The following is a 24,875-nucleotide window of genomic DNA, read 5'->3' on the forward strand; positions in this document are numbered from 1 at the left end:
AGATGACAACTTTGGATCATAAAATCGATTTTGCCGTAGTGCTGTCCGTTAAACATGCGAATCCGAACGGAGATCCGCTGAACGGAAACCGTCCCCGTCAAAACTACGACGGCTATGGCGAGATTTCCGACGTGGCGCTCAAGCGCAAAATCCGCAATCGCCTGCAGGACATGGGACAGCCTATCTTTGTGCAATCGAACGACCGGAAGACGGACGCATACGGCAGCCTGCGGGAACGTGCCGACGCCAATGCCGAGCTGGAGAAAATTTTAAAGGCCAAGACGGTATCCGGGGACGAGTTCTCCAGAGTGGCTTGTCAACAGTGGCTGGATGTCCGCAGCTTCGGGCAAGTATTCGCCTTCAAGGCGGAAAAAGGCTCGCCCGGCGTGTCCGTCGGGGTCAGAGGCCCGGTATCCGTTCATCCCGCCACCAGCCTCGACCCTGTCGATATTACGAGCCTGCAGATTACCAAGAGCGTAAACTCCGAGCCGGGCGCGACTCGCGGCTCCGATACGATGGGCATGAAGCACCGGGTCGACTCCGGCGTATACGTGTTTTATGGGAGCATCAACCCTCAACTGGCGGAGAAGACCGGTTTTACCAATGAAGATGCGGAGAAGATCAAGCAGGCGCTGATCACTCTGTTCGAGAACGACGTGTCCTCGGCCAGACCGGAAGGAAGCATGGAAGTGCATAATGTTTATTGGTGGGAGCACTCTTCCAGGCTGGGTCAATATTCCTCCGCCAAGGTGCACCGTTCGCTTGCGGTCGAAAGAGTCTCGGACGAGCCTAAGGCTTACGAAGATTACCGGTTCAGCGTGAACGAACTGGAAGGCCTGAAGGTACAGGTCATTAACGGGTTGTGAGGGAAGAAGACGACTATCTGATGCTGTCGGGCATCCAGCATTTTCAGTTTTGCAAGAGACAGTGGGCCTTTATCCATATCGAACAGCAGTGGGAAGACAACGTCAGAACCGTGGAAGGCCAGCATTTGCACCGAAATGCGGATCAACCTTTTACGAGAGAGAAGCGGGGAGATAAGCTTGTCGTCCGCGCAATGCCGGTCAGATCCGACACTCTTGGAGTAACGGGTATATGCGACGTAGTTGAGTTCATCCGGGACGAGAAGGGCGTGGAGATCAGCGGCGCGGAAGGGAAATATCTTGCTTATCCGGTGGAATACAAGAGGGGAAAGCCGAAGGCGGCAGACGAAGATATTATGCAGTTGACCGCTCAGGCTCTTTGCCTGGAGGAGATGCTGCTCTGCGATGTTGAGGTCGGTTATTTGTTCTATAACGAGATCAAGCATCGGGTAGAAGTTCCGATTACCCTGGAATTGAGAGACAAGGTCAAACGGATTGTCGGTGAAATGCAGGATTACTACCGCCGGAGACATACGCCCAAGGTGAAAACCGGCTCTTTCTGCAATAGCTGCTCCTTGCAGCACATTTGCTTGCCGAACATGATGAGCAAGAGATCTGTTCGTAGTTATATCGAAGGGAAAATCAAGGAATGAAGAAGCTTCTGGGGACCTTGTTCGTGACTCAGCCGGATGTTTACCTGTCGCTTGACGGCGACAACGTGGTCATGTCGAAGGAGCAATTGTCGATGCGGCCCAGTTTGCGACGCTTAGGATGTCATTGGACTTAGAAGGCCCATTGATCCTTTAATTCAGGTGCGAATGTGAAGCTCCCATAAAAACCCTGGGAGATTCGCACCACAAATAGTCTTCATAATTTACTTAAATGTAATATTTATACATTTATTTTCGAAGAATTCTCGGTTAATGCGAAGTTTGATGCCCATTAATGGGTGTTTTATACCAAATTTCGCCGTCGCATCCCGTATGGGATGCGTGGATTGAAATTCCGGTGACGGAAAGATAGGAGGGAGGAACGCCTGTCGCATCCCGTATGGGATGCGTGGATTGAAATGGCTTACGGCGGTGAATGATTTAGGCTTGGAGTGTCGCATCCCGTATGGGATGCGTGGATTGAAATCTTTACACAACCAAATGGACTGAAGAGCCGACATGTCGCATCCCGTATGGGATGCGTGGATTGAAATGGATCCTTGTCGTCGTGTTGGAGCTGCGGCAGCGGTCGCATCCCGTATGGGATGCGTGGATTGAAATGTGTCCACCTTATTGCGGGAATGAGTGAGTTTTGTCGCATCCCGTATGGGATGCGTGGATTGAAATTGCTACTACTGGATGACAAAACCTAATGCACAGCGTCGCATCCCGTATGGGATGCGTGGATTGAAATACGTATACAAAGAGCTTTATGAGTCTGGACTCATGTCGCATCCCGTATGGGATGCGTGGATTGAAATAGTGAGTGGGATCGCAAACTACACGTTGAGCCTAGTCGCATCCCGTATGGGATGCGTGGATTGAAATAACCGAACGGCGTTCGCCGCCGCGATGCTGTTTGGTCGCATCCCGTATGGGATGCGTGGATTGAAATTAACAACCTCCCTGCCCATATTCGACACGAATCTGTCGCATCCCGTATGGGATGCGTGGATTGAAATCACATCACGAATAGATGCTCGTCGTATTCCTGCAGTCGCATCCCGTATGGGATGCGTGGATTGAAATGGTATAATGAGCCTTGAGCAAGCGCAGAATGCGCTGTCGCATCCCGTATGGGATGCGTGGATTGAAATACGAACAAGCATTTCGGCTAATTTTCCGCTTGATGTCGCATCCCGTATGGGATGCGTGGATTGAAATATCAGCTGGTACTGCTGCGTCAAGCGCGTTAACGTCGCATCCCGTATGGGATGCGTGGATTGAAATTCTCTTTAGGTGCCGCTTACTCGCATTTTATGTGGTCGCATCCCGTATGGGATGCGTGGATTGAAATGTCGATACGCTGTCGGCTGCGATGATCGAGCGTGGTCGCATCCCGTATGGGATGCGTGGATTGAAATGCTAGAAACATGCACAACAGAGGATTTATCCTTGTCGCATCCCGTATGGGATGCGTGGATTGAAATTACGGCAGCGCTCAACACAAAAGCTACGTCGGGAGGTCGCATCCCGTATGGGATGCGTGGATTGAAATTGGCCATGACGCTTATGATAGCAATGTCAGTAGGTCGCATCCCGTATGGGATGCGTGGATTGAAATTGCGGTTGATTGATAACTACACATTCGGAGAGCGTCGCATCCCGTATGGGATGCGTGGATTGAAATGCTTTCGTCGATCCGCACATTGCCCCAAGATGCGTCGCATCCCGTATGGGATGCGTGGATTGAAATTAGGAGCATCGGTTCGAGGAACATGCTGCACACCGTCGCATCCCGTATGGGATGCGTGGATTGAAATGTCGCATTCTCCGTATTGGTCACGCCAAACGGAGTCGCATCCCGTATGGGATGCGTGGATTGAAATATCTTAGGCGGGCTTACGACGGTACGCATCACATGTCGCATCCCGTATGGGATGCGTGGATTGAAATCCAACCCCTGCATCCGGAGCGACACGGCCAGCGAGTCGCATCCCGTATGGGATGCGTGGATTGATTAAGGTGCGAATGAATGGACGCACGGATACTGCATAGAGGGGCAAGAACATGCCGTTCGCTAACCCCCCATGTTGTCAGGTTAAGCAAACGGTCAACAAGCGGCCTTGCAGGAATCGTCCCAGTTGTCGGCGGAGCCCCGACGGTCATCGCGAACAAGGACAACTCGTGCCAACCCATGCCAACCCTCGCCAGCCCAGACCAACCTACGCACTCCGCTAACCCCCGCCAGTCCAGGCCAACACACGCCAACCCCGCGAGCCCCCGCCAGCCCACTAACGTAACGGTTGCCAGCGCCGCTAATTGTGCCCTTTTCGCAGTACGGAGGTTGTAACGGTTGCGGCAGCGGCTATTTCAGCCGAAAACGCGCGTTTTCGCTCGATAACCCCAAAATAAGCGCGTTGGCAACCGTTAGCTTTTCCTTTTTCGGGAAAACGATCGATTAAGTGCCACTGCAACCGTTAGACGTTGCCGGCAGGTTGCGCGCCTTCGATCGCATACGATCGGTCGCATACCATCGACCGTATGCCGTCGATCGCATACGACAACGGCTTAACCTGACAACATTGCCCCCCTCCCCAAGATGTTCCCGCAATAACGTGGTATACTGGCAGAAAACGGCGACTATCGAGTCGGCCTGGAGGAGTATCGAATTGGATAAGGCGAGGCAGGTTCGTCTGTTCGATCGGCAGGCGGCGAAGTATGGCAGAAGGCGCGAGAATGCGACGATGCAGAGCTGGCGCTCGGAGCTTCTGAGCGGGGCTCGGGGACAGGTGTTGGAGCTGGCCGTAGGGGCTGGGGCGAACTTCCGTTATTATCCGGCGGGCGTTCGCGTCATCGCGACGGATTTCAGTCCGAGGATGCTGACTTTGGCTCGTGAGGCCGCCAAGGCATGCCGAATGGAGGCGGAATTTCTGTTGTCCGACATCGAACGGTTGGAATTTCCCGATCACTCCTTCGATACGATCGTTTCGACGCTGTCTTTCTGCAGCTACGAGGACCCGATCGGCGTTCTGAGGAAGCTGCGACGCTGGTGCAAGCCGGACGGGGCTCTGTTGTTCCTGGAGCACGGCATTAGCCGGCACGCCATCGTCGCCGCTGCGCAAAGACTGCTGAACCCCCTCCTGTACCGCACGATTGGCTGCCACCATACGAGGGACATTCCCGCGATGATTGCGGAGGCGGGCATCCGAATCGAGAGCAAGGAAAGCCACATGTTGAAAATGGTGCATCTTCTCCGGGCCACGCCGGGGAGTTGACGGAGGGCGGGAGCGATGAACGGAATGCGGACGCGTTGGCTGGGGAGGTACGAGGGGGAGGTTGCGCGAATATTCGAGGAGGCCGCGGACGGACTCCTGCCGCTTCCATCCCGCCTGGCCGACAAGGGACGGCGGATGCTGAAGAGGTTTCGTCCGCTTGGCGCGAGCCGGGACGGGGAAGGCGGGGGGACGAATTACATTTGCTTCCTCCTGCCGCTGTGGTTGAAGGAGCAGACCGGATGCGGGGACGAGCTGTGCCGAAGCCTGGCGATTGGCAACCTGTATGCGATGCTGCATTTCTTCCTGCTGGACGACGTTATGGATGCGGACGCATCGGCCGACCCGGTGGAAACCCGACAGGCGCTCGCCCTGGGTCAGCTTCTTCATGACGGATTCAGACGGCGGTACGGGCGTTATTTTCCGCCGCATTCACCGCTTTGGGACCGATACGAGACGTATTTGGCCGACTGGGCCTACGCGGTGACGGAGGAGGGCCGGCAAGCGGCCGAGCCTGCAGATGCTTCATCTCTGGCGCGCAAGTCGGCGCCCGTCAAGCTGTGCGCAGCCGGCATGCTGCTGCTGTCCGGGGGGGAGAAGAAGCTTGCGCAGTTGGAGGCATCTTTGGATCTCGTGCTGGCGACGCTGCAGCTCTCCGACGATTGGATGGATTGGCGAGACGATCTGGCAGAAGGCGGTGAGAAGCGCAATGCGTTCCTGACGCTTGTCCGGCGAACGCTCGAATGGCCGCCGGGACGGGCGTTGGATGAACGAACGGTCAAGCGGGCCGTCTATCGCGCCGGCTGCTTGCGCCGATTGGCGCAAATCTCGCAAGAGAATCAGGCGAAGCTGACGAATTTTGGCGCTGTGCCGGGAGATCTGCTCGCTTTTCATCAGGATATCGTAAGCGGGCTGGAGAAGGAGGCGCTGGAGGCGGAGGCCTTGACGGAGAGTCTGGCGACTGAGGGCGGATTGTCCGCGCTGCTGTCAAATTTAGCAAATAAATGAGGACTTTTGTCCAGTGTCCATGGTATGATGATAGGGAGTTCAACCACATTCTGGGAAAGGTTGGTGCCACCGTGTCACTGGAATCTCTTAAAGTGCAGATTATCAAAAAGGCTTGGGAGGATTCGGCTTTTAAGAACCGGCTGCTGAACAATCCCAAGGAAGCGATCCAAGCGGAATTCGGAGTCGAGATTCCCGGAGGAATCGATCTGAAAGTCGTCGAAGAGAGCGCTTCGCTGTATTATCTGGTTCTTCCTCCGAAGCCTGAAGATGTTGGGGACGGATCGGGTAATGTCAAGACGGTATGGTAGAACCGAATAGAGGAAGAACCGAGAGGACGCCTTTCGGTTCTTTTTTTGCGAATCAGGCGCCGGCACCGCTGGACGGATTCAGCTGCTCCTTGCTTGCCATTAGCGGGAAACGAATGATCGCTTCCGTTCCTTGCTTTTTGACGCTGCGAAATTCGATCGTGCCTTTCATCACTTCGATAATGCGGAAGGTAACCATCAGGCCCAGGCCGGTTCCCTTCGCCTTCGTGGAGAAGAACGGGACGCCAAGCTTGGCGATCTGCTCCTCCTCCATCCCTTCGCCGTTATCTTTGACCCGGATGACGATCTCTCCGTTCTCCGCAACTGCGGACACTTCAATCCTTCCGTTCGTACCCGTCGCTTCTAGACTGTTCTTCACGATATTGATGAAAGCCTGCTTAAGCTTCGAGGAATTGCCCTGGAAGATCAGGCCGGGTTCGGAGCTGAAGCGAAGCACGGTGCCGTGCATGGCGGCCAGCGGCGTCATCATCGCTTCGATCTTCTGCAGCTCCTCCGACAAATCCAACACGGAGACGGTTTCTAGCTCCGGCTTGGCGAAGGTCAGGAAGTCGGTAATAATCGCGGCTGCTCGGTCCAGCTCGTTCGTGGCCAGATCGAAGAACGGCTTGTTCTTCTCGTCGGACTTGCCCGAGAGCAGCTGAAGGAAGCCTCGCGTCACTTGCAGCGGATTGCGCACCTCGTGCGCCACGGAGGCGGCGAGGTCGCTGATAATCTTCAATTTCTCCGTTCGCTCCAGCCGGTGATTGTAGAGCTCCAGCTCCTTGGAGTAATTGACCAGCATGGCGTAATCGGCGGAGATGCGCCGGGCCAGAATGATGACAAGCGTCACCATAAGGGCGATCACGCCGAATTTCCATAGAAACAGGACATAGGTTTTTCCGCTCAGGTAGTAGAGGGTCATATCGGTCGTTCCGAGAATCGCCAGAAGAAACATCCCCATCGAGAGAATGATGGAGTTTTTGTTCCCCTTGAGGGCATGAATGACGGAAAGCACGACGATCAACACGAGCTGAGTCAGAATGATGACGCCGAATATGAGATTCGACACCAAATGGTACGGGTCGTAATACCGTCCGTTCGTCAGCGCGTATACGGCAAGCGCGAGCAGGCATAGGGCGGAATAGCCGGCCTGGAAGTAACGGAATCTCGTGAAGAAGCGGAACTGGCCCTCGAACATCTGATCGATATAGTAGTTCAGCGCGGGAAACAGCACGAACATCGACGCGTCGAACAGGATCAGAAGCAGCTGGCCGTATTCCTTGAAATAGATATACGGCAGCGGAGAATAGAAAACCATCAGCATGCCCGTCGTCAGCGCGATCAAACAGAGCGAGATCCATGTGCTTCGCTGTCTCCGATGCAGGTAGCCGGTGCAGATCAGCATGATCAATCCCAGGAAAGCGATGCCCGATCCGAGCAGGACGTCCGGAATATCGCGGGAGATGAACCTCTCCGAAAGCTCGTTGAAGTCGTCGAGCCGCACGCCGTTAAGCAAGCCTGCCCTCTCCCCGGTCGTCAGGATGCGAACGTGCAGCTCTGTCGGCTCGTCGATCGGGCTTATCGGCATGACGAGCTTGTTCAGATCGAATGCGAAGTCCCGGGAGGAGTCCAGAAGAAGCTGTTCTCCGTGATAGACGGAGAGATGGTGGCCGTACAGCCGGTCCGCCAGAATCCCCGGGCTGATCCAGCTCGAGGTCGGTGGCAGGGTCAGTCGGACCCAGACGCCGCGGCTCCCGTCGGGAAGAACGGTCTTCGGGTCGCCGATGCTGGCCTCCATCCAGGCCGCCTCGTCGGCCGGCGGGACATCGCCGGCTACGCCGTCCGAGATGTAGTGAATCTGCCACTGCTGAAGCGTAACCGAGTGGTGCTGGGCATTAGCAGGCTGGGGAGCCAGAATAAACAAGAACGCCAATAGGGAAAACGATCTCCAAGCCGATAATCTTCGCACCAACTTCATCGTACACCTCGCAAGTACGTGTTCTGCTGCACTAGCTCTTCCGCACTATCAACAATACTATAATTTTTCGACAATATCGGCCACAATCCTGTATCGGCTTTTAATATTTCCTTAATGAGGCGTTCAATCTTCGAACTCCCTCTTCCATCTGATCCTCGGTCAGGTTCCCGTAACCGAAAATCAGTCGCCGCTGCTGGACGTCCTTGCGAAAAGCGTGAACGGCAACCGGATAAACTTTGACGCCGTTCTCTTCCACTCCGGAGAGAAGCTCGGACGTGAATTCGATGTCGGAGAATTCGGCGACCAGATGAATGCCCGTAGAACAGCCGAGCAGCTTCACCCTGTCGCCGAAGACGTGAAGCAGCTGCCGTATGAGAAAGTCCCGACGCTTGCGGTAGAGCTTTCTCATCTTGGCGATGTGACGGTCCAAGTGGCCCTCTTCGATGAATTCCGACAAAATCAGCTGCTCCAGAGACGGCGTATGAAGATCGGTTAGCCACTTCAGGTCCCGAGCTGCCTGCACGAGAGGCCGAGGCAGAATCAAGTAGCCGATGCGGAGAGCCGGGGACAAGATTTTGCTGAACGTTCCGATATAGACGACGCGATCCGGATCCAGCCCCTGCAGAGAGCTGACCGGGGCGCTCTCGTAACGAAACTCGCTGTCGTAGTCGTCCTCGACGATATAGCTCCCGTGCGCGGCGGCGTATTGGATCAGCTGAACGCGCCGCTGAATGGGGAGGACGCCCCCGATCGGAAATTGATGGGAAGGCGTAACGTAGATCAGCTTAGGCAGAATGTCCGGAGGAAGAAGCCGGGTGATCATCCCCGATTCGTCGACGGGGATCGGATGGAGCCGGGTATCCGGGAGAGAGAGCATCGTGTGGATGTCGGAAGTGATCGGGTCTTCGATCAGCACGTCCGACCTGCCCTTCAGCAGCAGCTTGGCGATCAGGGAGATCGCCTGGGTGGCTCCCGTCGTCACCAGGAGCTGCTCGGGCTCGCATACGACGCCTCTTGTTCTCCGCAGATAGCGGGCCAGCACGCCGCGCAGCTCGCGGCGGCCCTCCGGCCGGCCGTAGCCGAACGCCTCGGCGGAAGCGTCCGCACAGACGCGTCTGGCCAGCTCGCCCCACAGCTTTCTCGGAAACCGGTCAAGAGCGGGAATGCCGTGGCGAAAGTCGATTCGCTCCCGGTCGTCGGCGGAGCGAGGCTGCCAGGCGTCCCGGAAGGACGGCTCGGGCTCGGGCGCATCGGGCGTGTCGAGGCGCAGTCGCGCGCCTTCCGAGACGAACGTTCCGGAGCCGTGCCGGCCTTCGATGTAGCCCTCTGCAAGCAGCTGCTCGTAGGCTTCGACGACGACCGTTCGGGACACTTGCAGGCTGGAGGCCAGCTCCCTCGTGCTGGGCAGCTTCTCTCCTTCCTTCAGCTCTCCCAGCAGAATTCGGCTGCGGAAGCTTTCGTAGAGTTGACGAAACAAGGGCGTTCCAGAGTCGCGATCGATAACCGTCCACGTCAAAGCGATTCTCCTCCGGTTAAAGTGGTATGGTCAAAGTTGCTTCCAAGTGATCCTTTTACCCACCACTTTAACACGATACATTAACTGCTGAGAAGCCGAAAATGAGAGAGAAAAGAGGAGATCGGAAATGAAACCGGGCAGGGGGGAACCGAACGTCGGAACGGGGAGGAGAGACGTCGTCTTCGAGGCCGTCCGATTGATGTACGGCGGCTGCGGCGTATCGCTGGCCTATGAAGGGAGCGAGGCGAACGACGCCCGGCAGTGCGCGGCCGTCAAGAACGAGCTGCGTCGGTTGATCGACCTGATGGGCAGCGCCGGACGCTCTTCGACAATCTCGCTGAGGCTGTCCCGAATCGGCATGGACGTCGATGAGGGGCTGGCCCGCAGCCATCTGGAGGAGTTAATCCGGGAGGCGGCCGTGTACGGGATGTCGATCATGATCCATGCAGAGGAGCCGCACAGATCGGACCGTGCGCTGGCGGTGTACAAGTCCGTCGCAGAGCGATACCCGACCGCGGGATTTACGCTGCAGGCGAATCTGCAGCGCGCGGAGAGGGATATGGCCGATCTGCTGCCGTTCTCCGGCCGAATCCGTATCGTTGAGGGAAAGCTGCCGTTGGCGGTGAAGGACGGCCGTGCGGACAGCGCCGAGGCGTATTTGCGTCTGGCCGAACGGGCGATTGCCTCCGGTCGACCCGTCTCCATCGCCACGCACGACGAGTCGCTTCTCCGCGAGGTCGGGCGGAGAGGCTTGCTGGCAGCGGCGAACGCCGAGGTCGAAATGCTTCACGGCGTTCGACCCGACTTTCAGCAAACGGTCAGGAGCGTCGGTCGGTTAAGAGTATACTTGTCCTATTACGGACGCCTGATGGTATAATGTTTCCTGCCAGCACCGATGAGAAAGTCACGGGTCGAGGAGGAAACGGAAGTGAAGGCGATATTGGTCGACGACGAGCCGTTGGCGCTAAGAAGCCTGCGAAGAGCTCTGAACAAGGAAATGGAAGAGTTGGAGATTGTGGCCGAGTATTCCGATCCTGAAGAAGCGGTGAGCGGAGCTGCGGAGCTGGGGCCGGACGTCGCCTTTCTGGATATCCAAATGCCCGGAACGGACGGATTAAGATTGGGCGAGCGCATACAGGCCGTTCTTCCGAACATCGAAATCGTGTTCGTCACCGGGTACGATCAGTATGCCGTAAAGGCGTTCGAGCTGTATGCCCTGGATTACATCCTGAAGCCCGTAAACAGCGAGCGGCTGCGACGGACGCTGGAGAGGGTGCGCGAGAAGCTGACTGCTGCGAGAGCCCGGCAGCCCCAGTCGGCGAATGTGCCCTTCATTCGTTGTCTGGGACAGCTTCGATTTCAGCTTCCCGGCTCGCTAGAGCAGTTCCCGAAGTGGCGAACGAGCAAGGCGCAGGAGCTGTTCGCCTATTTACTCCACCATCGGGACCGGACGGTCGGCAGAAGCGATCTGCTGGAGCTTCTGTGGCCCGAGGTCGAACAGACCAAAGCGGCGCAGCATCTATACACGGCCATCTATCATATACGCCAAACGCTGAAGGCGTGCCGGATGGACGGCACGGTCTCGGTTCGGATGGGCGAACTGGAAACGGGCTACCGGCTAGATATCGGTGCGGCCTGCGTGGACGTCGAGATTTGGGAACGCCGGATGACGGAGTTGGGCGCATTAGACGAAAGCACGGCAGCCGACTACGAGCGTCAGCTTGAAGCCTACACGGGGGACTATCTTGCTCCTCACGGGTATTTGTGGGCGGAGCACGAGCGCGAGCATCTGCGCATGCTCTGGCTGCATCAGATGAACAAGCTCGCGGTATTCTACGAAGGTTCGAATCAGCGGGAGAAAGCGGTCGAGATTCGCCGCCGCATTCAGCGCCGCTGTCCGGAGCAGGAGGACAGCTACTTCGCCCTGATGAAGCTCTACGATGCGCTGGGGGACCAGAGAGGGGTCGAGGTGCAGTATTGGATGCTGAAGGAATGGGTGGAGAAGGAGCTGGATCTGTCGATCAGCGACGAGATTGTCCGCTGGTATGAGCGCTGGCGAGCGGTCGGGAAGAAGTGAGCGGCGGAGAGGATTGGGTGGAATAGAGAACGGCGGCCCTTGCGAATAGTCGCAAGGGTTTTTCTTTTTGCGCCCATGAGCGGAAGCCTTGTCCTCCTTTTTATTTGCCGGAGGCCTGGTTGCGGGGGGATCTTGTCGAGAATCTGTCTAGGGGCAGATGATAGACTGGAGATACTGTGGAATATGGGCGTTCTTTGTCGTTTTAAGACGATAAGAACGCAGCCTAGTGAAGGAGAGGAACCTTGATGAACGCAAGAAAAGCCGCTTGAGGCTCGCTTGGTGATTCAGAGAGTAAAAATTCGCTAGAATCACCTCCGACAAAAACGCGATTCTGCGTCTAGAGGACGCCGAAGGCGTTTTGGCTTGGTGATTCAGAAAGGATAAAGTTCGTTATCCTTATCTGAATCACCTCCGACATAAACGTTATCCCGCCGGTCCCAAGGACGGCGTAAGCCGTTTATGCTTGAGGAGCGCTGTCTCCTCGCCGGTCCCGGTCAAAGCGGGATAAATATTCTTAGAAAACGGAATGGAGGAAGTATAGAGCGTGAGACTGAAACGATACAAGAACAAGGCGTTGTTGGCCAGTAGGCTTGTTAAGCGAAACCAAAAACTGTACAAAACGGCGTTGTCCTTCTTCTTGGCCCTTGTGCTCGCCTTGCAGACGGTGACGTTCTCCGCTGCGGCGAGCTCGCTGGACGAGCCCGAGTTTGCGGCTCCTGAGCCGTCGGTGACCGAAACGGTGTACGGCGTGCCGGAGGGCGCTCTTCTGACGCCTTTCGCGGCAGGGCCGGCCGATAAAACTGCGGTGCTGGCAGCCGCCAATCCTACGTTTAATCTTACGGTGAGCCAGGGGGATTCAGTGATTCCGGCAGGCGGCGAGATTAACGGCCGGGACAACTTTACTATTGCGCTGGCTGATATTGCCGTGCCAACCCAGGGCGACTATACTACAGCTCCGCCCGAAACCGTCATTCAGCAGGGAGATTTTGCCGTATTGGACAAGGCAACGTACTTCCCTGATGTAAATTTAACGCCTGCAGGTCCTATGAACATCAATCAGGGCAGCCTGAAAATTGCGACCGTTCAGTTCTTTGCCGATTCTATCCGAATTACGTTTGATGGGGCAGAGGTATACGACGGCAGCAGACGCGAGGTTAAAATCGGCTTTTCCGCGACTGCCAAGGCAGCGAATCAGGCCCCTGGCGGCGGCGGAGACACGAGCATCTTCTATCAAGATTATCGCTTTCAAAACTCGAATTTGGTGCCGGAGTATACCATTGTCGCCAGTTCCTTAAGCAACGGCGGCTATGACGGCGGGATCTACAACGCCTCATTGCAAGAGGGCGCGATCACCTGGCGAGCGGTAGTGACTGCCACCGACAAGGACGACAAGACGATTCCGATGCCTCTGGACGGGCTGATCTTGGCTAACGATCTTGCGAGCGTCGGCGTTTACGTGCCTGGCTCCTTCACTGTGGACGACGACGAGGTAGAGCCGACGTACACTGGCGGCACACTTTCCTATCAATTCCCAAATGTGTCCACTGCAGAAAATGTAAAAAACAAGGCGACCATCACCTTCAAAACATGGATTCCTAAGGAAACGTATTACGCGGAGAGGAACGATTTCAGCAATTCGTATGGTTGGTACCGCATTGACTACACCGCTAAGCTTGTGGGTGATGATGCCGATGTGAAGGCTTCATCCAATACCCATCGGGTTGCTATTCGCCCCAACTGGATTGCGGTGAGCGGCAAACCCAGCAAGAGCGGAAGCGATACGCTCATCACGTGGACCGTTGCGGTCAACCAGAGGATTAACAACAACAGCGTGCTGTCCAGAACCGGCTTGCAGAACGTGAAGATTACAGACTATTTGCCCGATGGGACGGAGTTGGTTTCCGCAACCTATAAGAATGGGGACGGCGGTACGGAAACCTCAATTACCCGTAACGCCGCAGGGGAATACGACATCGGAACCGCCATCGGCGGGAATCTGAACGGGCCACTCTATCTAACCGTTGTGACTAGAGTAACAGACAGTAACAAGTCAACCTTCGACTATAAAGCACGCGCCAATTGGGAATTGGATGTGATGGATGGAGGCCAGCCCATCCAGAACAACGATGCGACTAACGGGGACGCTCCCGATGCCGTTGTGGACAAGGCACAGGTAAAAATCGGCGCGCATAGCTTCACGAAAAGCGTTGCAACAAACAATGCCACTGCCTATTCGCTGATGAACGTCGCAGGCGCCAGGTGGACCATCAATTTAACGCTGCAGTACGATCTGGATAATCCGACCATCTACGATCTGCTCGTTCACGGCGATTCTCTCGACGTGCTGGATCGTGTAGATGCGAACCCTAAGGTGACGCCGGAAACCTTAGCAGCTATAAAGAGCAGAATCGACGACAAGCAGCTCTGGCAGAAATACCGCCAGAACTCGTTGTCTACGAACCGCCAAGAACTGACTGCCGAGGCTATTCCCTTGACGGTGGACGGCAAGCCGGTGGCGGATCTGATCAAGGTGACAGGGTATAAAGGAGATGTGCTGGGGAGCGTTTCATTCGAATCCGTTACGACCAACCCGGACAACCTGTTCCGTCAGGATAACGGGGGCAATTGGAGCAACCGCGGCTTGCTCTTCGATGGTGACGATTATGTGAGTCACCAAGAGGCTACCGTCAAGAACCCAGTGCGGATGCTGAACAAGGAGATGCTGTATGCGAGCGCGGCCGACGAGAACGGCAACCCGCTAGGAAACATAGCCGCCGACTGGAACCGAAATTACAGCAACTGGAGCGCCAGCACTTGGACGCGGCCATTTTTAGTCAACCATCCGAACTGGTATGTGGACGACCCCCTTACCGGTGTTGGAACCCCCCGGGCTGACAAATACTTGCTGGCCGGCTACGATCGCAAAGATCGAACGATCACTTTCCGACTGGCGGTAAACATGCCGGGCTTTAAGACGGAGGAGATGGCCGATGACGGCGGCACCCGCATAGCCAGCGACATTAAGCTGGTGGATACGCTGCCTGAAGGATGGGAGTTTGTGGAGTACGCTCCGGGAGAGGCTTATCGACTTTATATAGGTACTACGGGCTATAATGCAGGCTCAGGAGCAAGTGCAGGCGGTTATGGCAGATACGCACAAGCAATAACAAGCGGGCCAACAGAAGGGATCATTCACCTGGACGATCCCCGACACGTGGTAAGCTTCACCAAGAACGCCAACGGTAATGTGGGCACTTTCACCTTCTCCAAGCTGGAGAGCCCTTACGTTATTCTGGTGAAGGCGCGTCCGACCAACGCCAAGCTGGCGACCTACTCGATCGGGATTAATGATGCCGGTAAGAATGAAGCGGTGTTCTCTATGAAATGGGGGGACAAGTCCTATAGCGCCACCGAAACTCACAGAGTTCTTGTGCCTGTGAAGTCGCTAAGCAAGACGGCGAAAAAGCCCGTTTCCGGCGTGCAGGAATGGACGGTGAACTACACGCCTCCGTTCGAGATGAAGCAGGGCGTCTATTTGCTGGATACCCTATCCAAGGGGCTGCAGCTGCGTAAAGATGCAGATGGGAACCTTTCCCTTGAGCCTTCCGACATCGCCGTTTATCCCGGCGAGTTGAAGCCGGACGGCACCCTGGAGCGAATCGGACAGCCGCTGAATCTTGCGGATCCGGATAGTGAGGTGAAGGTTACCGCAGGCATAGATCCGGCAACCGAGGGTTCGACGCTCAGGTTTGATTTTACCGACCCGAACAAGCTCTATCAGATCGTATACCAGACCGAATCCCAGGGCATGTCGCCAGGGGTGGCCGGGAACTCCGTTCAGCTGATGGGCGACGGTAACCTTCCACCGATCGTAGCGCATAGCAATATTACGCTGGACGCGAACGATGTGGCGGGAAGCGCAAATGAGAACGGCCTGCTCTACCTCTTGAAGGTGGGTCCTGACGAGAAAACACCGTTGCAGGGCGTCAAGTTCAAGCTTTATAATCCGGATGGTACTCCGGCCAAGGATTTGAGCAACGAAGAGATCGAGGAAAAAACGACGGGTTCGGACGGCAAGACGAGCTTCATCATTCAGGTGCCGGGGGATTATTTGCTTAAGCAGACGTTTATTGATCCCGACACATACTTGCCTACGACTACGGTATACCGGGTACGTGTCATCAACGCCCCGGGCAAGCCTGTCCTAGTGGACGGACAGAGGGTGGATTCGAACAATCCGCTGAAGGTGCCCACCCCGGCCCAGGGTAAGCTGACCGTCAGCAATGAGGTGGAAGGCAACGGCAAGGATCCGGACAAATTGTTCGAATACACCGTGATCTTTGAGGGAGAGGGCAAGGACGGAGAGTACAGTTACCGGAAGTCGGATAATTCGTATGGGACGACCGGGAGCGGCGGCAAGTTTACCCTAAAGCACGGGGAAACGATGACGCTACCGGCATTGCCTGCAGGTCTGGTCTATACGGTAACCCAGAGAGATTACACTTCTGACGGTTACACGACTGATCCGGGAACGCGTGAACGGTATGGCGCCATCGAGAATAAAGGCGACCACAAAGCGGATTTTGTCAACAAGCGATACGTTAACAATCTGGTCGTCCGCAATACCGTCACAGGAGACGGCGCGGAACCGGACAAGCTGTTCGAGTATACCGTAATCTTTGACGGCACAGGCAAGGATCAAGTCTACGATTATGAGCACTCGGGCGACGCGCCGGGCAAGATCAAGTCCGGCGATACCTTCAGGCTCAAGGATCAAGAGTCCTTTACCATTAAGGGGCTTCCTGAAAACCTGGAGTATACGATCACCCAGAACGGTTACAAGAACGAGGGCTACGCGACTACCCCTGAGGAGCTGTCTCATAAGGGAGTCATGGAGAGGGCTGATCGCAGCGAGGACTTCATCAATGAACGGACCGTCAATAAGCTGACGATCAGCAACACGGTCATGGGCAACGGCGCCGAATTTACGAAGGAGTTCGAGTACACCGTCGTCTTTGGAGAAACCGGCAAGGATGGAAGCTACTCGTATACGAAGTTTGCTGGCGAGACGAGTACGCCGGGCACGATCAAGTCCGGCGAAGGCTTCACGCTCAAGCATGGAGAAAGCCTGGAAATAGCGGGGCTGCCTAAGGGTCTGAAATACACCGTGACCCAGACGGACTACTACGAAACTGAACGATATGTGACGACCATCCCTGCGAGTCATACCGGAGTCATGAAAGGCAGCGACGAGTACGCTCCATTCACGAACACGCGAGTGTTTAAGGGTGACCTGCTCATCAGCAACGAGGTGAGGGGTAAAGAAGACGACAAGAAGAAGCTGTTCCGATACACGGTCACCTTCGCAGGCGAGGGAGCGAACGAATCCTACGACTATCAGAAGTCGGACGAAAGCACAGGTACGATCAAGAGTGGGGACACTTTCGAGCTTGCAGATGCGCAGACGTTCCTCGTGAAAGGCCTTCCGACGGGTCTCAAGTATACGGTGACCCAGGTGGATTACACGGAAGACGGATATGTGACGGATCCTGAAGAGTTCGTTCACACGGGCAGCATCCCGAAGGACGAGGAGGCTAGAGCACACTTTGTCAATACCCGACCGTATCTGGAAGGCGTGCTGCGCGACAACAACACAGGTGAAATCATTCCGAATGCGGAAATCATTGTGACGAATGCGAAGACAAAGGCGAAGCAGACCATCTATACGAATGGAGACGGGGAATATTCCGTCCCTGCCGAGGCGGATACCGACTATACGATCACCTATACGAAGACGTATAAGGTAGGCGGAAAGGATGTCCCTATCCCGTTCACGCAGAAGGCCAATGTGGACAGCAGCGTGAAAGACGAGACCGTTCCGGCGGACATTACGGCGGTAGGGATCGTTCTGTTCAAGCAGATGGATGGAACGACAGAGCTATTCACCAATTCGGTTACCAGCAAGATGCATATTTATTTGAAGGACAAGGACGGCAATTATATCGGAGGGAACAGCAATCCCACGGCGTTCCCAATGGGTCCGGACGGCACCTTCTCCGTGGAAGGGCTAAGCGAGCAGACGTACACCATGCAAGTTCGCTATAAAGCGGACAGCGGCGAAGAAGTGCTCTTCAAGGTCGCACAGTTGAGCGTGAAGAAAGACGGAGAATTGAACATTTCCGAGGAATTGGTCGACCCTTACGGTACGGTGTATGATGAGACGACAGGAGATGCCGTCACCGGCAAGAAAATTGAAGGAGCCAAAGTTACGCTGTATTATGCGGATACGCAGCGGAACAGAGATAACGGGCGACTTCCGGGTACGAAAGTAACGCTTCCTCCGGTTCCGAATTTTCCGCCGCACGACAACCAGAGCCCGGAGCAGGACAGCGACGCAGATGGCTTCTATGCCTACATGGTGTTTCCTGAAGCGGATTACTATCTGATCGTAACGAAGAACGGATACGAGACGCACAGGAGTAATACGATTTCTGTCGACTTTGACATCGTCAGATACGACGTGCCGATGAGGCCGATTCGTTCCAGCGGCGGCTCCGGGGGCGACTACGGATCCGGCGACGGCAATCCTCCTGACGGCGACGACAATGTGCCCGGCAACGGCAATCCGCCGGACGGCAACAACCAAGAACCCGGCAACGGCAATCCGCCGGGCGGCGACAACCAGGATCCCGACAACGGCAATCCGCCGGGCGGCGACAGCCAGGATCCCGGCAACGGCAACCCGCCTGACGGCGACAACGAGGATCCCGGCAGCGGCAATCCGCCGGACGGCAACAACGGATCGGACCCGGGAATCGATGCCAGACCGCCTGAAGACGACGAACTGGACGACGTTCCGAAGACCGGAGACAGCGGCCCATCTTCCATCTTCTACATGGCGCTGGCGCTGATCGCCTTGATCGGACTTCGAATCGCGATGCCATTCAGAAAGAAAAAATACAATTAATGCGGGGAGGCGATAAGAAATGAACAAAACCAGAAAAATTCTTATCGCCTTCTCCGCTCTTCTGCTGGTCTTCTCTGTAGCCGGCCTTGCGCGAAATCTCCTGCGGGACGATCAGACCCAGCGGCAGATCGAAGAGCTGGCGCAGCAGCTGGAGAAAGCGCCGGACAGAGGCGGAGATGCGGTCGTCTCCCCGCTGATCGTCCGGAAGGAGAGCGAGCCGGTCATCCTGCCGGAGCTTCAGGCGCTGTACGAGAGAAACTCGGATCTCGTCGGGTGGCTGACCATCGACGGTACCCGAATCGATTACCCGGTCATGCAGAATGAGCAGGATGGCGAGTACTATCTTCATCGGGATTTCGATAAGAAGGAAAACGAAAACGGACTCCCCTTTCTGGACGCTCAAAACCGGATCGGCGAGTCGGACATTTTGCTGCTTCACGGCCACAATATGAAAAGCGGCATGATGTTTGCGGACTTGATCAACTACAAGCAAGAAAGCTATTATAAGGATCATCCTACGATCCGGTTCAGCACGCTTTACGAGAAGGCGGAATACGAGATTGTGGCCGTCATTCTCTCGGAGGTTTACCGCAAATCGGATCAAGTCTTCAAGTTCTACCAAGTGGAGAAGACCGGAACATCCGAGGAGTTTGATTCGTATGTTCGGAACATTAAAGAACTCTCTCTCTATGACACGGGCGTAACCGCCCGGCATGGCGACCAGCTAATTGTTCTGTCCACGTGTGAATACTCGACCGATAACGGACGGTTAGCGGTGATCGCCCGCAAGCGATAAAGAAGATGTGGATGAGGGTAGATGAAGTCAGACGATTAGGCGCTATGAACGGGAATAGCGAGCAATATGAAAGCTGCTTGGATGATTGTTGGGCGATTATCTCGAGGGCGCTTCACGCTCAAGAGGCGAACATGACGCGCACCGAAGTAACAGGGCTGATCGCAAGATTGCTGAAGACAACGGAATTGATTGACAAGTAAATCTATCGAAATCCGGTTTCCAACAACCATTGCCGACTGATTCAGTCGTCGATGGTTGTTTTTTCTGGTAAAATGATACCGCGCCTTGATTGGGGCGCGACTTTTGAAAATTTTCATCCTTCGTATAGCGTAAGCATAGTGAGGGAAAAGTAGTTTCATAGAGGAAGATTCCGAATACGAACCGGGAGCCTTGCCATGCTGGAATTTTATTTGTTTCCGATTTCCTATGCTTTCTACACGTTTCCGATCGCGGCGGCGATCTTCACGCTGCCGTTTCTGGTCGTGCAATACCGCCGCCATGGCTACATTCATAAGTACAGAGCCTTGATCCTGTATTTGTTTTTGCTGTACCTGATGAATGCCTTCTATCTGATTATTCTTCCGTTTCCGGATTCGGTTCACAACTCGCCGCCGAAGGCGGAGTCGTACGCGCAGTGGATTCCGTTCCATTTTATTTCCGACATCGTCAAGGAAACCGGCGCGAGACTGGACAGTCCGGCGACCTACGTGCGCCTTCTGACGGAGAGGGCTTTCCTGCAAGTCGTGTTCAACGTGCTGCTAACGGTCCCGTTCGGCATGTTTATGAGGCATTATTTTCGCACCAGGTGGCCGGCATGCCTGCTTTGCACGCTGGGGCTGTCGCTGTTTTTCGAGATCACGCAGGTGACCGCCATTTTCGGCATTTACGATTACCCTTACAGATTATTCGACGTGGACGATCTCATGATGAATACGGCGGGCGGGATGATCGGCTTCCTGTTTGCCGACTGGCTCGGCCGGTGGCTGCCGCGGACGGATCAGTTGGACGAGCGCACGGATCTGTCCAAGAGACGAGTCTCTTATACGCAGAGAGGCATCGCGTTTTTGTTCGACTGGGCCATACTGCTGCCGGTTTTCGCCGTGTTGTCCGTCCTGCATGTGCCGTATTCTTACCTGCTGCTGATCATCGTCTATTTTATCGCGCTTCCATATGCGACCAACGGGCTGACGATCGGCAAGTGGCTGGTGCGAATTCGGCTGAAGGGGAAGGGCGATCGGCTGAGCCTGAAGGAGTTAAGCGTGCGCTATGGGCTTCTCTACCTGCTGGCAGGCGGAGCTAACGTCGCGTTCGTTCGGGCGGGCTTGCATTCGATTTCTCCGATGATCATGCTGCTGTTCGCGTTCGTCCTGTTCGTGTTCGACTTGGCGATTGCCGTTCATTTTTTACGCTGTCTGTTCAATCGGAATCGCCGGTTGATCCATGAGGAGAAGAGCGGCACGGCCCATGTCATTACGGCCAAGAGCGGACGCGTTATGCCGACATCAACATGATCCCGCCGACCCAAGGACGTCGCAAGCCGTTTAGGCTTGGTGATTCAGAAAGGATCAAATTCGCTATTCTTATCTGAATCACCTCCGGCAAAACGCGATTCTGCGTCCAGAGGACGCCGAGGCGTTTTGGTTTGGATGGTTCGGAGCGCGCTCGGCTACTCGTTTCTACGCACCGGGGATATTCTCCAATAGGCTAAGCCGACAAATAGAATACCGCCCACCATATTGCCCAGCGTTACGGGAAGCATATTATGCAGCCAGCCTGCCGAATCGACCGCTTCGGGATGCTGAGGCAAGATCAGCGCCACGCTCAGCAGGGTCATATTCGCTACGCTATGCTCGTAGCCGCTGGCAATAAAGGCGAATAGGCACCACCAGATCGCGAACATTTTAGCTCCTTCGCTTTTCAGCTTGATGCTCATCCAGACGGCGAGACAAACGAGCCAGTTACAAAGAATGCCGCGAAAAAACAATTCCGTAAACGGCGCCGTCATCTTTTTCGCCGCGGCTGTGAATACGAGATGCTCCGCCGGCACGGCCTGGAAGAGTCCCGAGCCTGCCACCAGCCAGGTGAATATCAACGCCCCTGCCAGATTTCCGATCCATACGATGAGCCAGTTAAGCAGCGTATCTCGGACGGACGTTCTGCCGGCCAGCGTGCTAATCGTGAAAATCATGTTGTTGCCCGTGAACAATTCCGCTCCGGCAATGATGACCAAGGTCAAGGCAATCCCGAAGCTTGCCCCCATAACTAACGGCTGAAAGGGCGAGCCGGATTGGGCGAGCGGCGCTCCTACTGTAAAGATGAGAATAATTCCGAAACCGACGTAAGCGCCCGCGAGCATAGTCGCAATAAAATAACCGAGCTTCTCTCGCTTCATATAATTCGCTTTGGCGACGCCGGCTTCTACAATCGCTTCAACATTCTGCTTGAACATCTCGATCTCCCTCCCTCGGGAAGACGCGTCTCGTATTCTTATACCAGCACGTACACATTGTTTTCTTCCACCAGGGTGTCGTATGTGGGCACGCAGCCATCGTCCGGTTCTTGAACTTTGCCGTCGAGCAGGGACACTTTGTACTCGTGCAGCGGACAGAATACGTATTCGCCGGCTACGATTCCTTCGGCAAGCGGGCCTTGCTTATGCGGACAGATTCCGCCGATCGCTTTAATCCGATCGTCAGATAAGCGGAACACGGCGATTTTATGGCCTTCGACGACCACCTCGCGTCCGATGCGCGGCGGCAGCTCGTCGAAGCGGGCGACGAACACCTTTTGCTTGCTTGGAGTTCTCATCTTATCCTCTCCTTACGGTATACAGCTCTCGTTCCTGCTCGTTGCTGCGAATTTCCGTCCACGGGTCTTGGCGCTTGCCGGCTACGGCCGCCTCCAGCTCCGCCAGCAAAGCTTGGCTCTGCTCCGGATCGAGCAGCACGGATTTCACATGCTCGAAGCCAAGCCGTTCAAGCCACGGCGCAGTGCGTTCGGCATAGTTTCCCGTCTTGCGGTAATATTGCAGCATGGCCCCGCACAGATCGATGACCTCCTGCTCCGTTTCGACCGTGGTCAGCCATTGAGCCTCCTTCACTTCTGTCCCGCCGTTGCCTCCGATATAAATCTGGAAGCCGTTTTCCACGCCGATGACTCCGAAATCTTTCACTCCGCTTTCCACGCAGCTGCGCGGACAAGCCGACACGCCCATTTTGAATTTGTGCGGAGTGTCGATGTATTCGTATCGCTCCTCCAGCTTCATGCCGAGCCCCATGGAATCCTGCGTGCCGAAGCGGCAGAAGTTGGCGCCCACGCAGGTTTTCACGGAGCGAACCGCTTTGGCATAGGCGGAGGCGGAGGTCATATCCAGCTCATTCCAAATATCCGGCAAATCCTCTTTATGGACACCGTACAAGCCAATGCGCTGGCTTCCCGTGACTTTAACAAGCGGCACCTTGTATTTTTCTGCGACCTGGGCAATTTTCAGCAGCTGCTGCGGCGTCGTTCTGCCTCCTCTCATGCGAGGAATGACCGAGAAGCTGCCGTTCTTTTGAATGTTGCCGTGCATGCGCTCATTGACAAACCGGGACTCTTTTTCATCCTGATGCTCTTTCGGAAAGGTCACATTCAGGTAGAAATTGATCGCCGGGCGGCATTTCGAGCAGCCTTCGGCATTGCGGAAGCCCAGCTCCCGGAAAACGTCCTTCGTTGATTTCAGACCCTTCTCGCGAATTTGCAGCACAATGTCGTCCCTTGTGAGGTCGGTGCAGCCGCAAATTCCCGTTGGCGCAAGCGTTACGTTATCGCCCAGGACGTGGGAGAGCAGTTCGCCGATCATCGGCTTGCACTTGCCGCAGGAGTTGCCGGCTTTGGTACAGCGGACCACATCGGCGACGGAGGTTAATTGCTGCGTATGGATTGCGTTGACGATCGTTCCCTTCGTTACGCCGTTGCAGCCGCATACGGTATCGGCATCGTCCCACTGAGCGACGCTTTGGCTTGCCTCATCGCCGGCGGACGCCAGCAGCGAGACGGGATTTAAGGCGGTAATATCGGTCTCGTTCCGCAGCATTTTGTAATAGCGATTTTCTTCGGTCGTATCGCCGTACAGCACGATGCCGATAAGGCGACGATCTCGGATAAACAGCTTCTTATAGCTGTTGTTCAAGCCGTTATAAGCTTCAATGCCTTTTACGTCGTCGCCCTCGTGGATGATGCCCGCCGAGAAAAGGTCGCAGCCGGATACCTTCAACGAAGTAGACACCGTGCTGCCTTTATAGCCGTCTGTCGGACGGCGGGTCAGCAGATCGGCCAGCACTTTTCCCTGTTCGTACAGCGGAGCGACCAGGCCGTAGATCATCTTGTTGTGCTGCGCGCATTCCCCTACCGCATACACGTCCGCCGCGCTTGTGGCCATAAAATCGTCAACGACGATACCTCGTTCGACATGCAGCCCCGCGTCCTTGGCCAGCCCGGTGACCGGCCGGATGCCGACGGCCATAATGACGAGATCCGCCTCCAGGACGCTGCCGTCGCTGAACTCGAGGCCTTCCGCTCTGTTCGTTCCCAGTATCCGCGTCGTTTTTTTCTCCATCAAAAATCGAATGCCTTGCTTTTCCAGGTCCCTTTTCAGCAAATTTCCGGCCGGCTCGTTCAACTGCGTCTCCATCAGCCACTTCTCCAGATGAACGACCGTAACGTCCATGCCCTGATCGAGCAAGCCTCTGGCAGCTTCAAGTCCCAGCAGACCTCCGCCAATGACGGCAGCCCGCTTGTACCGCTGGGCCTGTTCGATCATTTGCAGCGTGTCGTCGAGGGTGCGAAAGCCCAGCACGCCAGCCAGCTGCGCGCCTTCTACGGGCAGGATAAAAGCTCTTGACCCTGTCGCTATAATGCATTTGTCATAACGGATATATTGACCGCTGGCCGTCAAGACTTGCTTGGCTTGCGTGTCCAATTTGATCGCCGGGTCGTGACGAATGAGCGTAATGCCGTGATCCTCGTACCATTGCAGGGGATTCGTAATGATCTCATCCACCGTCATCTTTTGCTGCAAAACATTCGACAGCATGATGCGATTGTAGTTGGGATAGGCCTCTTCGCCGATGATCGTGATCTCGTATTGTCGAGGCGCCCGCTCCAGAATTTCTTCGATGGTTCTTACGCCGGCCATGCCGTTGCCGATCAGCAGCAGTTTCTCTTTGATCATAGGGCCCCTCCTGTTGTGAAAATTTTCACTTAATATTGTGAATTAATTCACTTTCATGCGAATATCGTATCATGAATTCGAAAATTCGTGTATCAGGGAATTCCCTGATTATTTTGTCGTTTTTTTGGAGGGGATTGAACGGGCAATGTCGGCGGGTCAGGGTTATCACTTGCCGTCTCCCGATGCTGGCGAGGAGGTTAATCTTAGCGGCGGAATCGAGACTGTGGG

The 24,875-nt window shown here is 55.4% G+C and carries 15 protein-coding genes, 1 pseudogene and 1 CRISPR repeat array; of the genes and pseudogenes, 11 read left to right on the plus strand and 5 right to left on the minus strand.

Translation table 11 applies throughout. The annotated features are described in order from the left end of the window. Nucleotides 1-2: 2 nt before the first annotated feature. From cas7c to ACFO3S_RS08260, 6 genes and pseudogenes are all read left to right on the plus strand, one after another. Nucleotides 3-866 carry a type I-C CRISPR-associated protein Cas7/Csd2 gene (gene cas7c, locus ACFO3S_RS08235; RefSeq protein ID WP_378094260.1) on the plus strand — a complete coding sequence of 288 codons (864 nt, stop codon included), beginning with the start codon at nucleotides 3-5 and terminating at the stop codon, nucleotides 864-866. Nucleotides 867-886: 20 nt separating this feature from the next. Then, the gene (gene cas4, locus ACFO3S_RS08240) at nucleotides 887-1,516 is read left to right on the plus strand and encodes a CRISPR-associated protein Cas4 (RefSeq protein WP_378094532.1); all 630 of its coding nucleotides are present in this window, start codon (nucleotides 887-889) and stop codon (nucleotides 1,514-1,516) included. Further along, a pseudogene (locus tag ACFO3S_RS08245) lies at nucleotides 1,513-1,602 on the plus strand (CRISPR-associated endonuclease Cas1); the annotation flags it as partial. The gene cas4 and the pseudogene ACFO3S_RS08245, both read left to right, overlap by 4 nt. Before the next feature lie 232 nt (nucleotides 1,603-1,834). Continuing rightward, nucleotides 1,835-3,536: direct repeats of the CRISPR family, unit length 33 nt; unit sequence GTCGCATCCCGTATGGGATGCGTGGATTGAAAT. A gap of 649 nt (nucleotides 3,537-4,185) precedes the next feature. Further along, nucleotides 4,186-4,791, plus strand: a complete 606-nt coding sequence (locus ACFO3S_RS08250) for a class I SAM-dependent methyltransferase (protein ID WP_378094262.1) — start codon at nucleotides 4,186-4,188, stop codon at nucleotides 4,789-4,791. A gap of 15 nt (nucleotides 4,792-4,806) precedes the next feature. Then, entirely contained in the window at nucleotides 4,807-5,796 is a 990-nt protein-coding gene (locus tag ACFO3S_RS08255) for a hypothetical protein (protein WP_378094264.1), read from the plus strand. Nucleotides 5,797-5,867: 71 nt separating this feature from the next. Further along, nucleotides 5,868-6,104: an NHLP leader peptide family RiPP precursor gene (locus ACFO3S_RS08260; RefSeq protein ID WP_378094266.1), complete on the plus strand. Its 237-nt coding sequence runs from the start codon at nucleotides 5,868-5,870 to the stop codon at nucleotides 6,102-6,104. 52 nt (nucleotides 6,105-6,156) lie between these two features. Here the strand turns inward: ACFO3S_RS08260 and ACFO3S_RS08265 are convergent, their stop codons facing one another. Further along, the gene (locus ACFO3S_RS08265) at nucleotides 6,157-8,079 is read right to left on the minus strand and encodes an ATP-binding protein (protein ID WP_378094268.1); all 1,923 of its coding nucleotides are present in this window, start codon (nucleotides 8,077-8,079) and stop codon (nucleotides 6,157-6,159) included. A gap of 100 nt (nucleotides 8,080-8,179) precedes the next feature. Beyond that, nucleotides 8,180-9,595: a MocR-like pyridoxine biosynthesis transcription factor PdxR gene (gene pdxR / locus ACFO3S_RS08270; RefSeq protein WP_378094270.1), complete on the minus strand. Its 1,416-nt coding sequence runs from the start codon at nucleotides 9,593-9,595 to the stop codon at nucleotides 8,180-8,182. Between the two features lie 127 nt (nucleotides 9,596-9,722). Here pdxR and ACFO3S_RS08275 point away from each other — a divergent pair, with 127 nt between their 5' ends. The 5 genes from ACFO3S_RS08275 (at nucleotide 9,723) to ACFO3S_RS08295 (ending at nucleotide 20,946) form a co-directional block, all read left to right on the plus strand. After that, nucleotides 9,723-10,472, plus strand: coding sequence for a proline dehydrogenase family protein (locus ACFO3S_RS08275; RefSeq protein WP_378094272.1), 750 nt, complete (start codon nucleotides 9,723-9,725; stop codon nucleotides 10,470-10,472). A gap of 51 nt (nucleotides 10,473-10,523) precedes the next feature. Next, nucleotides 10,524-11,672 carry a response regulator gene (locus ACFO3S_RS08280; protein WP_378094274.1) on the plus strand — a complete coding sequence of 383 codons (1,149 nt, stop codon included), beginning with the start codon at nucleotides 10,524-10,526 and terminating at the stop codon, nucleotides 11,670-11,672. A gap of 544 nt (nucleotides 11,673-12,216) precedes the next feature. Next, nucleotides 12,217-18,639 carry a DUF7601 domain-containing protein gene (locus ACFO3S_RS08285; protein ID WP_378094277.1) on the plus strand — a complete coding sequence of 2,141 codons (6,423 nt, stop codon included), beginning with the start codon at nucleotides 12,217-12,219 and terminating at the stop codon, nucleotides 18,637-18,639. Nucleotides 18,640-18,658: 19 nt separating this feature from the next. Next, a complete protein-coding gene (gene srtB / locus ACFO3S_RS08290; RefSeq protein ID WP_378094279.1) occupies nucleotides 18,659-19,435 on the plus strand; it encodes a class B sortase in 777 nt (258 codons plus the stop codon). Nucleotides 19,436-19,830: 395 nt separating this feature from the next. Further along, nucleotides 19,831-20,946, plus strand: a complete 1,116-nt coding sequence (locus ACFO3S_RS08295; RefSeq protein WP_378094281.1) for a VanZ family protein — start codon at nucleotides 19,831-19,833, stop codon at nucleotides 20,944-20,946. Between the two features lie 155 nt (nucleotides 20,947-21,101). On the opposite strand, the gene ACFO3S_RS08300 is transcribed toward ACFO3S_RS08295, so the two are convergent. Genes ACFO3S_RS08300 through nirB form a run of 3 tightly spaced genes read right to left on the minus strand, consistent with a single transcriptional unit; the run spans nucleotide 21,102 to nucleotide 24,647 of the window. Next, nucleotides 21,102-21,884, minus strand: coding sequence for a formate/nitrite transporter family protein (locus tag ACFO3S_RS08300; RefSeq protein ID WP_378094283.1), 783 nt, complete (start codon nucleotides 21,882-21,884; stop codon nucleotides 21,102-21,104). A gap of 38 nt (nucleotides 21,885-21,922) precedes the next feature. Further along, complete coding sequence (gene nirD / locus ACFO3S_RS08305; RefSeq protein ID WP_378094285.1) at nucleotides 21,923-22,243, minus strand: nitrite reductase small subunit NirD; 321 nt, start codon at nucleotides 22,241-22,243, stop codon at nucleotides 21,923-21,925. Between the two features lies 1 nt (nucleotide 22,244). Continuing rightward, nucleotides 22,245-24,647, minus strand: coding sequence for a nitrite reductase large subunit NirB (gene nirB, locus ACFO3S_RS08310; RefSeq protein ID WP_378094287.1), 2,403 nt, complete (start codon nucleotides 24,645-24,647; stop codon nucleotides 22,245-22,247). Nucleotides 24,648-24,875 lie beyond the last annotated feature (228 nt).

The organism is Cohnella hongkongensis (assembly GCF_042654645.1).
Lineage (GTDB): Bacteria > Bacillota > Bacilli > Paenibacillales > Paenibacillaceae > Cohnella > Cohnella hongkongensis.